Source organism: Spirillospora sp. CA-128828 (assembly GCF_050945415.1).
Lineage (GTDB): Bacteria > Actinomycetota > Actinomycetes > Streptosporangiales > Streptosporangiaceae > Spirillospora.
Window position 1 is genome coordinate 2,247,485 of record NZ_CP191986.1, and the last position, 12,099, is coordinate 2,259,583.

The 12,099-nt window shown below is 71.1% G+C and carries 13 protein-coding genes; 9 read left to right on the top strand and 4 right to left on the bottom strand.

The window, feature by feature from the left end; translation table 11 throughout:
* Positions 1-31: 31 nt before the first annotated feature.
* Complete coding sequence (locus ACQPXG_RS11275) at positions 32-1,126, bottom strand: ATP-grasp domain-containing protein (protein ID WP_433467595.1); 1,095 nt, start codon at positions 1,124-1,126, stop codon at positions 32-34.
* Between the two features lie 248 nt (positions 1,127-1,374).
* On the opposite strand from ACQPXG_RS11275, the gene ACQPXG_RS11280 reads away from it, so the two are divergent.
* Positions 1,375-1,983, top strand: coding sequence for an HD domain-containing protein (locus ACQPXG_RS11280; protein ID WP_433467596.1), 609 nt, complete (start codon positions 1,375-1,377; stop codon positions 1,981-1,983).
* 70 nt (positions 1,984-2,053) lie between these two features.
* On the opposite strand, the gene ACQPXG_RS11285 is transcribed toward ACQPXG_RS11280, so the two are convergent.
* On the bottom strand, positions 2,054-2,323 hold the full coding sequence (locus ACQPXG_RS11285; RefSeq protein WP_433467597.1) for a DUF4031 domain-containing protein: 270 nt from the start codon (positions 2,321-2,323) through the stop codon (positions 2,054-2,056).
* Between the two features lie 135 nt (positions 2,324-2,458).
* On the opposite strand from ACQPXG_RS11285, the gene ACQPXG_RS11290 reads away from it, so the two are divergent.
* Together ACQPXG_RS11290 and nudC are read left to right on the top strand one after the other, a co-directional pair.
* Positions 2,459-3,850, top strand: coding sequence for a dipeptidase (locus ACQPXG_RS11290; protein WP_433467598.1), 1,392 nt, complete (start codon positions 2,459-2,461; stop codon positions 3,848-3,850).
* A gap of 8 nt (positions 3,851-3,858) precedes the next feature.
* Positions 3,859-4,776, top strand: coding sequence for an NAD(+) diphosphatase (gene nudC / locus ACQPXG_RS11295; RefSeq protein WP_433467599.1), 918 nt, complete (start codon positions 3,859-3,861; stop codon positions 4,774-4,776).
* A gap of 48 nt (positions 4,777-4,824) precedes the next feature.
* On the opposite strand, the gene ACQPXG_RS11300 is transcribed toward nudC, so the two are convergent.
* A complete protein-coding gene (locus ACQPXG_RS11300; RefSeq protein WP_433467600.1) occupies positions 4,825-5,106 on the bottom strand; it encodes a mycoredoxin in 282 nt (93 codons plus the stop codon).
* Between the two features lie 175 nt (positions 5,107-5,281).
* Here ACQPXG_RS11300 and ACQPXG_RS11305 point away from each other — a divergent pair, with 175 nt between their 5' ends.
* From ACQPXG_RS11305 to ACQPXG_RS11325, 5 genes are all read left to right on the top strand, one after another.
* A complete protein-coding gene (locus tag ACQPXG_RS11305) occupies positions 5,282-7,348 on the top strand; it encodes an ATP-dependent DNA helicase UvrD2 (RefSeq protein WP_433467601.1) in 2,067 nt (688 codons plus the stop codon).
* 54 nt (positions 7,349-7,402) lie between these two features.
* Positions 7,403-8,278 carry an acyl-CoA thioesterase gene (locus ACQPXG_RS11310; RefSeq protein WP_433467602.1) on the top strand — a complete coding sequence of 292 codons (876 nt, stop codon included), beginning with the start codon at positions 7,403-7,405 and terminating at the stop codon, positions 8,276-8,278.
* 238 nt (positions 8,279-8,516) lie between these two features.
* Positions 8,517-8,840 (top strand): hypothetical protein, encoded by a 324-nt coding sequence (locus ACQPXG_RS11315; protein ID WP_433467603.1) that lies wholly within the window; start codon positions 8,517-8,519, stop codon positions 8,838-8,840.
* A 120-nt stretch (positions 8,841-8,960) separates the two neighbouring features.
* Entirely contained in the window at positions 8,961-9,239 is a 279-nt protein-coding gene (locus ACQPXG_RS11320; protein ID WP_433469941.1) for a WhiB family transcriptional regulator, read from the top strand.
* Between the two features lie 94 nt (positions 9,240-9,333).
* Positions 9,334-9,522: a hypothetical protein gene (locus ACQPXG_RS11325; RefSeq protein ID WP_433467604.1), complete on the top strand. Its 189-nt coding sequence runs from the start codon at positions 9,334-9,336 to the stop codon at positions 9,520-9,522.
* Between the two features lie 190 nt (positions 9,523-9,712).
* Here ACQPXG_RS11325 and ACQPXG_RS11330 read toward each other — a convergent pair whose 3' ends face one another.
* Positions 9,713-11,044 carry an ABC1 kinase family protein gene (locus ACQPXG_RS11330; RefSeq protein WP_433467605.1) on the bottom strand — a complete coding sequence of 444 codons (1,332 nt, stop codon included), beginning with the start codon at positions 11,042-11,044 and terminating at the stop codon, positions 9,713-9,715.
* A 172-nt stretch (positions 11,045-11,216) separates the two neighbouring features.
* On the opposite strand from ACQPXG_RS11330, the gene ACQPXG_RS11335 reads away from it, so the two are divergent.
* Complete coding sequence (locus ACQPXG_RS11335) at positions 11,217-12,017, top strand: enoyl-CoA hydratase/isomerase family protein (protein WP_433467606.1); 801 nt, start codon at positions 11,217-11,219, stop codon at positions 12,015-12,017.
* Positions 12,018-12,099: the final 82 nt, after the last annotated feature.

The window sequence follows — 12,099 nt, forward strand, 5'->3', positions numbered from 1 at the left end:
CGGAACCGGGTCAGCGCGGTGCTGTCAGCGGTCACGTGATCGTCCAGTTGTGGGCCGCGCGGAACCGGGTCAGCGCGGCGTTGATCTCCTCCTGGCCGGGACCAATGGCGCGAACGGTGCCCAGGTAATCGCGGTTGGTGCGGGTGACGGCCACGGTGTCGCCGACTGTGCGCTGAGGTCGGTAGGAGAGCCGGACATGGCCGTCCTCCATTTGCAGCGGCCCGGGTGCGGCGGTGAGCGTGCCGGAGCGGTCGGCTATGACCGGCTCGGCGACGGCATGACGCGGCTGAGGAATCGTCCAGCCAGGCAGGCTCTCCCCAAGATGGACCCGCAGAATCTGCTCGAAGAGGGGTATGCCAAGCAGGTCGGCCAGGAGGAAGTCACAGTGGTCGCCGATGAGCCGGTAGTTGACCTCGATGATGCGGGCGCGACCCTCGTGGACGACGAACTCGGTGTGACACGCCCCGAATCCGATGCCCAGCGCTTCCAACTGGCGCAGGACCTGAGGCGTCTCTGGTGGAGGGGCCGTCCACTCAAGGCGCTCTTCGACGAAGAAGGGCGGCGGGGACAGCGTCGTGCTGAACGAGCCCAGCACCCGTAGCTCTCGCCCATCGCCCAGCGTTTCCAGCGTGTGGAGGCGGCCCGGCAGATACTCCTCGGCCACAAGGGGATCGTTGCGGCGCGCTGCGATCTCCTTTACGCGCGTGGCGAGTTCCAGAGCGTCCCGGACAAGGAACACGTCCTCGCTTGCGACACCCTCGCGCGGCTTCACGACGAGCGGATACGGCGCGTCAGGTGGCACCCGGCCGGCGTCCGCCGAGAAGACCGGGTCCATGGACGCGAGGTGCCGCCGCATGAGCGCCTTGTTCTTCGCGCGCGTCGCCGCGCGCCAGTCCTTGGACGGCAGCCCGAAGTAGGCGGCCGCGAGCGCGGCGGGCGCTTGCAGGAAGTCGCTGTTGGAGAGGACCGCCGCGGGCTCCCCGTCGATGCGGGCGACGATCTCCCGGTAGTCGGAGACGTCGCATTCGACGACCGGCCCGTCGAACTCATGCGCCTCCGCACGGTCCGTCAGGAGCGTTACGTCGAGACCCAGGCGCGCCGCGGCGGGCAGGAACCCGTGGGTCACCGAGTCGGTGGCCTTCCCGGCGACCAGGTACAGAGAGGCGGCCACGAGCGGCCCTTCCAGTCGGCCAACGAGTGAGCGGGAAATGCGAGAGGGCGAACAGGCGGCGAGTGAGGTAAGCCTTGCCTAATTCGCAGTGATCAGCATAGTGGCGGGGGCACGGGCCCCATGCAAGAACGATGCCATCGCGTGTCCCGGGCCGCCTCCCCGGCGGCTTCGTCACCGACGCCCCGATCCGAGAGAATGAGCCCATGGATCTCGTCGACCGGTGGACTGCGCTCGCGGGAAAGCACACCCGGCACATCGGGACGGAACTCAACGAGCGCTACGGGGAGACCCACCGCCGCTACCACACGCGCGAGCACCTCACCGCCGTCCTCGACCTCGTGGACGAACTGGCAGGGCACGCCGACGACCCGGACGTCGTCCGGCTGGCCGCCTGGTTCCACGACGCCGTCTACGACCCGGAACGCGCCGACAACGAGGAACGCAGCGCTCGCCTGGCCGCACGCATGCTCGCCGACACGGACCTCCCGGAGGCGGACGTCGAGCAGGTCGTCCGGCTCGTCGAACTGACCACGACGCACGCGCCGGACGAGGACGACCGGAACGGTCAGGTCCTCTGCGACGCCGACCTCGCGATCCTCGGCGCGGAACCCGGCCAGTACGCCGCCTACGCGGCCGCCGTCCGTGAGGAGTACGCGTTCGTCCCGGACGAGTTCTTCCAAGCGGGACGGGCCGAAGTGCTCAACGGCCTCCTGGCGCTGCCCAAGCTCTTCCACACGTCCATTGCGCACGACCGGTTCGAGGAACGTGCACGCAACAACATCCGGACGGAACTGCTGCTCCTCAACGCGTAGCTGTACTGACCACAGAGGTGGTGGACGTGGCGACATGCAGTCGATGATCTTGGAATGAGGGAAGGCCGCCCTAGCCGCGAGGCCGGTAGACCTTGCGGCGGCGCAGACCCGCCTTGGTCAGCCGCAGAAGCAGTTCCTGGCAGCCCACCGCCTCGGCCCCCTGCAGCAACGCCGCCTCATACAACTCGGACGGGACGTCGTAGTGGTCGCGCTCGAACGCCCGCGCGGGCATTCCCAGCGACGCCGCGAACGCGTGCAGCTCCTCGTATGACACGTCGCTGACCATGTGCGACCACACGCGTCCCCGCGCGGGCCACAGCGGCGGATCGATGAGGATCAAGGCCACTCCCAGGAACCAGGCAACGGGATCCCTTACTGTGAGTTTCTTGTCTCGCGAAACCCGGCGCGTTGCGGGGGGCGTCCGGAGAACCCGGATGGAAGAGACTCAGCCCGACAGTACGACATGCGAAGGGGCATGCAGGTGAACGACGTAGTCGCCTACATCCAGGCGGACCGCGACCGGTTCGTCGCCGACCTCAAGGAGTGGCTGGCGATCCCGTCCATCTCCGGGGACCCGGCGCACACCGCCGACGTGCACAGGTCGGCCGGGTGGCTCGCCGAGTACCTGCGCGGGCAGGGCTTCCCCACCGTCGAGGTCTGGGAGACGGCGGGACTGCCGGCCGTCTTCGCCGAATGGCCCTCCGAGGACCCGGACGCCCCCACGGTCCTCATCTACGGCCACCACGACGTCCAGCCGGTGGAGCCGCTGGACGAGTGGGAGACCGAGCCGTTCAAGCCCGTCGAGAAGGGCGACCGGCTCATCGGGCGCGGCACGTCCGACGACAAGGGCCAGATCTTCTTCCACACCCTCGGGATCCGCGCGCTGCTCGCCGCGTCCGGGCGGCAGGCCCCGCCCGTCACCATCAGGCTGCTCGTCGAGGGCGAGGAGGAGTCGGGGTCGGTGCACTTCGCCGACCTGCTCCGCAGCCGCCGCGACCGGCTCGGCTGCGACGCCGTCGTCATCAGCGACACCACCATGTGGGCGGCCGACGTCCCGTCCATGTGCACCGGCATGCGCGGGCTCGCCGAGGCCGAGGTCACCCTGCGCGGCCCGGACGGCGACCTGCATTCCGGCTCGTTCGGCGGTGCCGTCGCGAACCCGTTGCAGGCGATGGCCGCCCTGCTCGCCTCCCTGCACGACGCCGACGGGCGCGTCACCCTCCCCGGCTTCTACGACGACGTCGTCCCGCTGACGGACGAGGAGCGGGCCCTGTTCGCGCGCCTCCCGTTCGACGAGGACGAGTGGCTGCGCACCGCCGGGAACAGCCGCGCCCCGCACGGAGAGAAGGGCTACACGACCCTCGAACGCGTCTGGGCCCGGCCGACCGCCGAGATCAACGGCATGTGGGGCGGGCACACCGGACCGGGCGGCAAGACGATCGTCCCCCGCGAGGCGCACGCCAAGATCTCGTTCCGGCTCGTCGCCGGCCAGGACCCCCGCAAGGTCCAGGAGCAGTTCAGGGCATGGGTCGCCGAGCGCGTCCCGGTCGGCGTCGAGGCCGAGGTCCGCGTCCCGGGCGGCGGCGTCCGGCCCTGTTTCTCCCCGATCGACTCGCCCGGCGTCAAGGCCGCGCGGCGCGCCATGGAGCGGGCGTTCGGCACCGACGTGCTGTTCACCCGCGAAGGCGGCAGCGGCCCCGAGGCCGACATCGCCGACATCCTGGAGGCGCCGCTGATCTTCGTGGCGGTCGGGCTCGACGGCGACCGCATCCACGCCCCCAACGAGAAGGTCGAGATCCCGCTGCTCCTCAAGGGCGCCGAGGCCGCCGCGTACCTGTGGGAAGAACTCGCCACCGCGCTGCGCTGAACGAGAGGATGAAAGTGAACGACGGCCCCCTTGAATGGCTGGCGCTCGCGCGTGGAACGCTCGACCGCGTCGCGCTGAACCGCCGCGACGACGCCTGGCTGGACGAGGCCTGGGCCGACCCTGGGACGCGCGTCCTGGTCGTCCAGGACGGCCGGTCGCTCGTCACCTACGAGCCCAGTCCCGCGCTCGTCTTCGTCCCGCCGGAACAGGCGCCGGACGGCGACCGCTGGCTCCTCGGAGTGGACGACGACGGCACCGCCTACTTCGGTGCGCCCGGCCCGCTGCCCGCCATCGAGGGGACACGGCCGGCCGGGCTCCGCCACGTCGGCGCCCTCCTCGGCGACCGGGACTCCGGCCTGCTCACCCACATCGTGGCGCTGGAGCACTGGCACGCGACCAACCGGTACTGCTCGCGGTGCGGCACCGAGACGCGCGTGACGTCCGGCGGGCACGTGCGCGTCTGCCCCGAGGACGGATCGCAGCACTTCCCGCGCGTCGACCCGGCCGTGATCATGCTGGTGACCGACGAGGCCGACCGGATCCTGCTGGCCCGCGGCCCGCAGTGGCCCGCCGACCGCCGCTCGATCCTCGCCGGGTTCGTCGAACCGGGGGAGTCCCTCGAACAGGCCGTGGCGCGGGAGGTGAACGAGGAGGTCGGGCTGCCCGTCCGGGACGTCCGCTACCTCGGCAGCCAGCCGTGGCCGCTGCCGCAGAGCCTCATGCTCGGCTTCACCGCGAAGACGGACGGCGGCGTCCCGCTGCGCCCCGACCCCGAGGAGATCCTGGACGCGGCCTGGTACACCCGTGACGAACTGCGCACGGCGATCGAGGCGAAGGAGATCGTCTCCCCCGGTCCGCTGTCCATCGCGGCCCAGCTCATCATGCGCTGGTACGGCGGCGACCTGCCCGGCATGCCCCCGTTCTGACACGCGCGAGCCCGGCGTCCCCTCGGGGACGCCGGGCTCGGCGCGGGGTCAGGCGAGTGAGGCGAGCTTCGCCTTGACCGCCTTGGCGCTGGGGTTGGTCGCGGCGGTGCCGTCGGGGAAGACGAGCGTCGGGACCGTCTGGTTGCCGCCGTTGACGCTCATGACGAATTCGGCGGCCTCGGGGTCGCGCTCGATGTCGACCTCGACCATCTCGATGCCGTCGCGGGCCAGCTGGCTCTTCAGCCGGCGGCAGAACCCGCACCAGGACGTCGTGTACATGGTGAGCTGGCCGGCCGTGCCCTTGGGCCGGTCGGTCGTCGGCGTCGCCATCGCTTCCGCGTCTCCCTCGTTCGTTCGGACGATCCGTGCCCTCCCGAGAACAGTAGACACCGGCTTCTCATTCCGCGTCGCCCGCCGTGCGATCGGGGGGCCGGGTTCCCGGCCGGAGTTGTCCACAGGTGGCGGGATGGCTGAGACGGGTGGGACGGACTGCGAGTATGGGGGGATGTCAGCAGAGTCGGTGCTGGAGGGACTCGACCCCGAGCAGCGGGCGGTCGCCGAGGCGGTGAAGGGGCCGGTGTGCGTGCTGGCCGGCGCCGGGACGGGGAAGACCAGGGCCATCACGCACCGGATCGCCTACGCCACGCTGACCGGCGTCGTGACGCCGCAGCGGGTGCTCGCCGTGACGTTCACCACACGGGCGGCGGGGGAGCTGCGCAGCCGGCTCCGGCAGCTCGGCGCGCCGGGCGTGCAGGCCCGCACGTTCCACGCGGCGGCGCTGCGGCAGCTGACCTACTTCTGGCCGCGCGTCGTCGGCGGCGAACCGCCCAAAATCGTCGATTCGAAGATCGGCCTGGTGGCGGACGCGGCGCGGGCGTGCCGGCTGTCGCTCGGCCGGACGGAGCTGCGCGACGTCGCGGGCGAGATCGAGTGGGCGAAGGTCACCCAGAACCGCCCCGAGGACTACCCGGCCGCGGTCGTCAAGGCGGGCCGGAGGCCGCCCGCCGAGGTCGTGGACGTGGCCCGCGTCTACGCGATGTACGAGCAGCTCAGACGGGAACGCAACCTGCTCGACTTCGAGGGGATGCTGGAGCTGACCGCGGCCGTCCTCACCGAGCACCGCGAGGTCGCGGGCCAGGTCCGCGAGCAGTACCGGTACTTCGTGGTCGACGAGTTCCAGGACGTCAACCCGTTGCAGAAGATGCTGCTCGACACCTGGCTCGGCGACCGCGACGACCTGTGCGTCGTCGGCGACCCCAACCAGACGATCTACTCGTTCACCGGCGCGTCCCCGTCCCACCTGCTCGACTTCACCCGCGAGCACCCGGGCGCGAAGGTCGTCAAGCTCGTCCGCGACTACCGGTCGACGCCGCAGGTCGTCCGGCTGGCGAACGGGGTGATCGGGCAGGCCCAGGGCGTCCGGCACCGGCTGGAGCTGGTGGCCCAGCGCGACCAGGGGCCCGAGCCCCTGTTCAACGAGTACGACGACGAGGTCGCCGAGGCCGACGACGCGGCGCGGCGGGCCCGCAAGCTGATCGAGGAGGGCGTCCCCGCGCGGGAGATCGCGATCCTGTTCCGGATCAACGCGCAGTCCGAGACGTACGAGTCGGCGCTGGCGGCGGCGGGCGTCCCCTACGTGCTGCGCGGCGCGGAGCGTTTCTTCGAACGGCCCGAAGTGCGCGAGGCCGTGGTCCGGCTGCGCGGCGCCGCGCGGGCGGGCGGCGACGCCGAGACGGACGGCATGGGCTTGATACAGACCGTCCGGCACGTGCTCTCCGGAGCCGGGTTCGCCGACCGGCCGCCGGAGGGCGCGGGCGCGGCCCGCGCGCGCTGGGAGTCGCTCGCGGCCCTTGCCCAGCTCGCTGAGGACATGGCCGCCGACAACCCGAAGGCCGGCCTTTCCGACTTCGTCGCCGAACTGGAGGAACGCGCCGCCGCACAGCACGCGCCGCCGCTGGAGGGCGTCACGCTGGCGTCGCTGCACGCCGCCAAGGGCCTGGAATGGGACGCGGTGTTCCTCGTCGGGCTCGCCGAAGGCACGCTGCCCATCATCTACGCCAAGACACCCGAACAGATCGAGGAAGAACGCCGCCTGCTCTATGTGGGGGTGACGCGTGCCCGCGTCCACCTCAATCTGTCGTGGGCGCTGTCCCGCTCACCCGGCGGCGCGCAGATGCGCCGCCCGTCCCGCTTCCTGGACGGCCTGACCGGCAAGACCACCACGCACACGCCCGCCCCCGTCGACCGGTCGAAACGCCGTCCCGCCAAGGGCCCGCAGCCGTGCCGCGTGTGCGGGCGCCCGCTGACCGCCGCCGTCGAACGCAAGCTCGGCCGCTGCGAGGACTGCCCCTCCGAGCTGAACGAGGAACTCCTGCTCGCGCTCAAGGACTGGCGGGCCCAGGTGTCCGCCGAGCAGAAGGTCCCCGCGTACGTGGTGTTCACCGACGCGACCCTCCAGGCGATCGCCGAGCACGGCCCCGAATCGCTGGAAGAGCTGGCCCGCATCCCGGGCGTCGGAAAGGTCAAACTCGACCGCTACGGCGACGCCGTCCTGACCCTCTGCGGCCACTGACGCGTGCTGGGGTGAGACCTGGCTCACTGCGCGCGATAGGGAAGACTGGCGGCCGTGAAGGAATCGCTGAAGGAACTGCTGGACCTGCTCGACCTGGAACAGATCGAGAACGACATCTTCCGCGGCCGCAGCCCCGAGGAGCGGCGGCAGCGCGTCTTCGGGGGGCAGGTGGCCGGGCAGGCGCTCGTCGCCGCCGGGCGCACCGTCCCCGCGAACCGGCCGGTGCACTCCCTGCACGCCTACTTCATCCGGCCCGGCGACCCCCTCGTCCCGCTCGTCTACACCGTCGACCGGGTCCGCGACGGGCGGTCCTTCACCACCCGCCGCGTCACCGCCGTCCAGCACGGCAAGGCGATCTTCACGCTGTCGGCGTCGTTCCAGATCGCCGAGGACGGCCCGTTCCACCAGGCCCCGATGCCGGACGCCCCCGGCCCCGAGACGCTGCCGGACGGCCAGACCCGCCTCGCCCCGCTGTTCGGGGAGGTCGGCGCGCGCGAGTTCGTCGGCCGCCGCCCGTTCGACATCCGGCACGCGACGCCGCTGACGTGGGAGGCCGCCAAGGACCCCTCCCTCGCCACCCCCGAGTCGAAGGTGTGGCTGAAAGTGGACGGCGAGCTGCCGGACGACCCGCTGCTGCACGTCTGCCTCATGACCTACGCCTCGGACATGACGCTGCTCGACACCGTCCTGCTCAACCACGGCCTGGCCTGGGGCGACAAGCGGACGATGGGCGCCAGCCTCGACCACGCGATGTGGTTCCACCGGCCGTTCCGCGCCGACGACTGGCTGCTGTACTACCAGGACACGCCGTTCGCCGGCGGCGCGCGCGGCCTCGCCCGCGGCCAGGTGTTCACCCACGCGGGGGAGCTGGTCGTCTCCGTCATGCAGGAGGGCCTGGTCCGGGTGTCCGACGCCGGACACGGGCGCTGAGCCGTCGCCTGTGAGATGATCGTTTCCGCAGGGGCTCCCGTGAGCTTCGACGCTCGCCAGGCGTCGCGGGTTCTCCGGGACGAGGGTGAACTCACCCACAAAACCGCAGGTCAAAAATATCTTGCTTGATTCGGCGGAATCCCCGTACGCTCGTCGCGAGCAATCAACCGGCCGACCGGTGTGGATCTTGGATCCGCCGGCCCCGGCCCGAGGAGCCAGGAAGGTGGTGTGCAGTCCGGTGAGTAACACGTTGATCAAATCCGCGTCGTCCTGGACCGCCGCGTGCCCTGGCGCCTCGATCTCCAGCGCATCGGCGACCCGCGTCCTGATGCCCGGCGAATTCCTCGCCCAAGGCACGGCGTCCCTGCTGCGACAGCGTGACTGGTATGGCACGAATCCGTGCGATCAGCGCTTCGAGCAGCGAATCCAGGACGACCAGGGGCGGAGTGTCTTCGAACACCTTCTCGAGGACATGAGCGTCCCGGCTCCGGCCACGGCCCACGTGGGCGTCACCGTCAAGGGTGGCGTGTCGGGTCCGTACCCCTGGAGGCGACCGGTTTAGCACCACGACCGGCAAGCCCCCAGGCCGCGGATCCAGACCGGATCCGCGGCCTTCTTCTTTGCCCAGACAACCCACCGATACGCCCGTTGAGATCCAACGAGAGGAACAAGGGTGACTGTGATGCAGGGGGCTCTCGCAGTGAGCGAGGAGGACCTCACGCTTCCGTGCCGGACCGACCCGGAGCTGTTCTTCGCAGAGGCTCCCGCCGACGTCGAACTCGCCAAGGCGCTGTGCCTTGAGTGCCCGCTCCGCAAGGAGTGCCTCGCCGGGGCGCTCGAGCGCCGGGAGCCCTGGGGCGTCTGGGGCGGCGAACTCTTCGTCCGCGGAGTGATCGTCCCGCGCAAGCGGCCCCGCGGCCGCCCGCGGAAGCACCCGCGTCCCGACGAAGTGGCGGTGTGAGGAACCGATGCCGACCACCACGCTCAGCCGAATCGACCCCGGAGGCGCGGCCCCCGCGCGGGGACCGCGCCTCCGGGCGGCCGGGGAGAACGAGATGACGTTGCTCAGCCAGGACCTGTCCAGAGAACGAATACCCGAGACCGTGCCGGGCGAGCTGGCCGCACGGGTACGCGCGCTGCGTCGCGCCCGCCGGGACGCCCGGACCAGGGCGTCGCGCGTCCGCCGCGTCCTGCTCGCGCCCACCACCGGCGGCGAGACGTACACGCAGCCGCAGCGGCACTGAACCTGACCGACACTGAACCTCCGGTCCGCCCGGTCGCAGGCCGCCGTCCGTCCTTTCTTGGATGGTTTGGCGGACGGTACGCCTCCCGGCGGGCATGTGGAGCGCGACCGGTGGCCCACTTCACCGGACGCGCGAAGAGCGGGGCCCGCGCACCTCATCAGTGCGCGGGCCCCGCTGAGCTTTCCGGGGCTCAGCCGGTGACGAGCTCCCCGTCCTCGTCGTCGGCGAAGCCCGGCACCCACTTCAGCGACTCGGCACGGGCCGGGATCTCGCACTCCAGCTGGCACAGCACGCCGGTGCCCGCCGACAGCACCCGGTGGATGATCACGTATTCGGGCGGCAGGTTCAGCTGCCGGACGACATTGGACGGCCGCAGGTCGGTGACCCGGGCGGCCATGTCCCGCAGCCACTCCCGGTTGAACTTGAACGTCTCGGTGACGAACGGCTCGGTGATCGGGGCGAGGAACGCGCGGAGCGACTCGGCGTCGATCTCGACGCCCTCCCGGATGAAGTCCTCCCGGCGCAGCGCCTCCTCGATCTCGTCGATGTCGGCCATCGTGCCGATCCGCAGCAGCAGCCCGAGCCGCCGCTGGAAGCCGCCGGGGATGCGGTCGACGGCGCCGAAGTCCAGGACGCCGAGCCGGCCGTCGGCCAGCAGCCGGAAATTGCCGGGATGCGGGTCGCCGTGCAGCATCCCCGACCGCTTCGGCCCGGACAGCAGGAAACGGCAGTACAGCAGGGCCGCGTGGTCGCGGGTCTCCTGGTCCCCGTCGCTGATGATCTTCGAGAGGGCGGTGCCGTCCATCCACTCGCTGATCAGGATGTTGCCGGACTGGGCGATGACCTCGGGGATGTGGAAGTCGGGGTCGTCCAGATAGGCGTCCCGGAAGAGGGTCTGCGACTCGGCCTCGATCGTGTAGTCGAGCTCCTCGGCCACCCGCTCCTTCAGCTCGGCCAGCATCGCCTTGACGTCCAGGCCGGGCATGAGCACGCCGAAGAGCCGGCCGAGCCGGGCCAGCTGGTTGAAGTCGCTGATCAGCGCCTTGCCCGCGCCCGGATACTGCACCTTCACCGCGACGGCCCGGCCGTCGTGCCAGACGGCCCGGTGCACCTGCCCGATGGACGCGGCGGCGGCCGGCCGGTCGTCGAACGACTCGAAGTAGTCGCGCCACTCCTCGCCGAGGAACTCCTCCAGCACCGTGTGGACGGTCGACGCCGGCAGCGGGGGAGCGGCCTCCTGCAGCCTGGTGAGCGTCGCGCGGTACGGGCCGGCGATCTCCGGCGGCAGCGCCGCCTCGAAGATCGACAGCATCTGGCCGAGCTTCATCGCCCCGCCCTTGAGCTCGCCCAGCACCTTGAACAGCTGCTCGGCGGTGCGGGTCTGGATCTCCATCGCGACGGCCTCGGCCGGCTTGCCGAAGGTCCGCTTCCCCATGCCGAGGGCGGTGCGTCCCGCGAAGCCGATGGGGAGGGACGCCAGCTTTGCTGACCGCGTCACCGCGCGGCGGGGAAGATCGCTCACGCGGACCATTGTCGGTGATCGACTGTCGTTCACGCCACAACCAACCGGAAGTCAGGCCCTTCTCGCGCGCAAACCCGGCCACATGACCAGGGCGAATGCTGTAAGTGTGCGCTTTCTCACGCATCCGGGGGCGGGCGGCGGGCGGTACGGCGGGCGCGATACGGTGCCAGCCATGCCCGCAGAGCCTGCCGATGTACTGCCGGTGGAACGCCGCCCCGACGGCGTCGCCGTCCTCACGCTGAACGACCCCGGCCGCCGCAACGCCATGTCGGACGAGCTCACCGCCGCGTGGAAGAAGACGATCGGGGAACTCCGCGCCGACGCGGGCCTGCGCTGCGTCGTGGTGACCGGCGCGGGCAGCGCGTTCAGCTCCGGCGGCAACCTGTCCTGGCTCGCCGACACCGGTTCCGTCGCCGTCCCGCCGCTGCGCGACCGGATGCTGGAGTTCTACCGGACGTGGCTGACGATCCGCGCCCTGGAGGTGCCGACGATCGCCGCCGTCAACGGCCACGCCGTCGGCGCCGGGCTGTGCCTCGCGCTGGCCTGCGACCTGCGCTACGCGGCCGAGGACGCCAAGCTGCTCGCCCCGTTCACCGCGCTCGGCCTGCACCCCGGCATGGCCGCGACCTGGCTGTTCCCCGAGGTGGCCGGGCTGCCGCTGGCCCGCGAGATGCTGCTGGCCGGACGCGTCCTCACCGGCGCCGAGGCCGCGGAGCACGGGCTGGTCAACCGGGCCGTCCCGCGCGAGGCCGTGCTGGCCGAGGCCGTCGCCGTCGCGGAGAAGATCGCCGCGCAGGCGCCGATCGCGACCCGGCTCACCAAGGTCGCGCTGTCGAACGGGGGCCACCCCGACATGGAGTCGGCGCTGCGGTGGGAGTCCCTCGCCCAGCCGGTCACGATGTCGTCCATGGACATGCTCGAAGGGCTCGCCGCGCAACGCGAGAAGCGCAGCCCGCAATTCACCGGCGAGTAAAGCCGGAGCGCACCGCGCAACGCTCCACCGGGTTTGTGGAAACCGTTGGAGAACTGTGAAAAACATAGGGGTTGACCTGCGA

Coding starts and splice junctions, on each gene's coding strand:
- ACQPXG_RS11280 (WP_433467596.1), top strand. CDS start 1,375: ATGGATCTCGTCGACCGGTGGACTGCGCTCGCGGGAAAGCACACCCGG.
- ACQPXG_RS11290 (WP_433467598.1), top strand. CDS start 2,459: ATGCAGGTGAACGACGTAGTCGCCTACATCCAGGCGGACCGCGACCGG.
- nudC (WP_433467599.1), top strand. CDS start 3,859: ATGAAAGTGAACGACGGCCCCCTTGAATGGCTGGCGCTCGCGCGTGGA.
- ACQPXG_RS11300 (WP_433467600.1), bottom strand. CDS start 5,106: ATGGCGACGCCGACGACCGACCGGCCCAAGGGCACGGCCGGCCAGCTC.
- ACQPXG_RS11305 (WP_433467601.1), top strand. CDS start 5,282: ATGTCAGCAGAGTCGGTGCTGGAGGGACTCGACCCCGAGCAGCGGGCG.
- ACQPXG_RS11320 (WP_433469941.1), top strand. CDS start 8,961: ATGCAGGGGGCTCTCGCAGTGAGCGAGGAGGACCTCACGCTTCCGTGC.
- ACQPXG_RS11325 (WP_433467604.1), top strand. CDS start 9,334: ATGACGTTGCTCAGCCAGGACCTGTCCAGAGAACGAATACCCGAGACC.
- ACQPXG_RS11335 (WP_433467606.1), top strand. CDS start 11,217: ATGCCCGCAGAGCCTGCCGATGTACTGCCGGTGGAACGCCGCCCCGAC.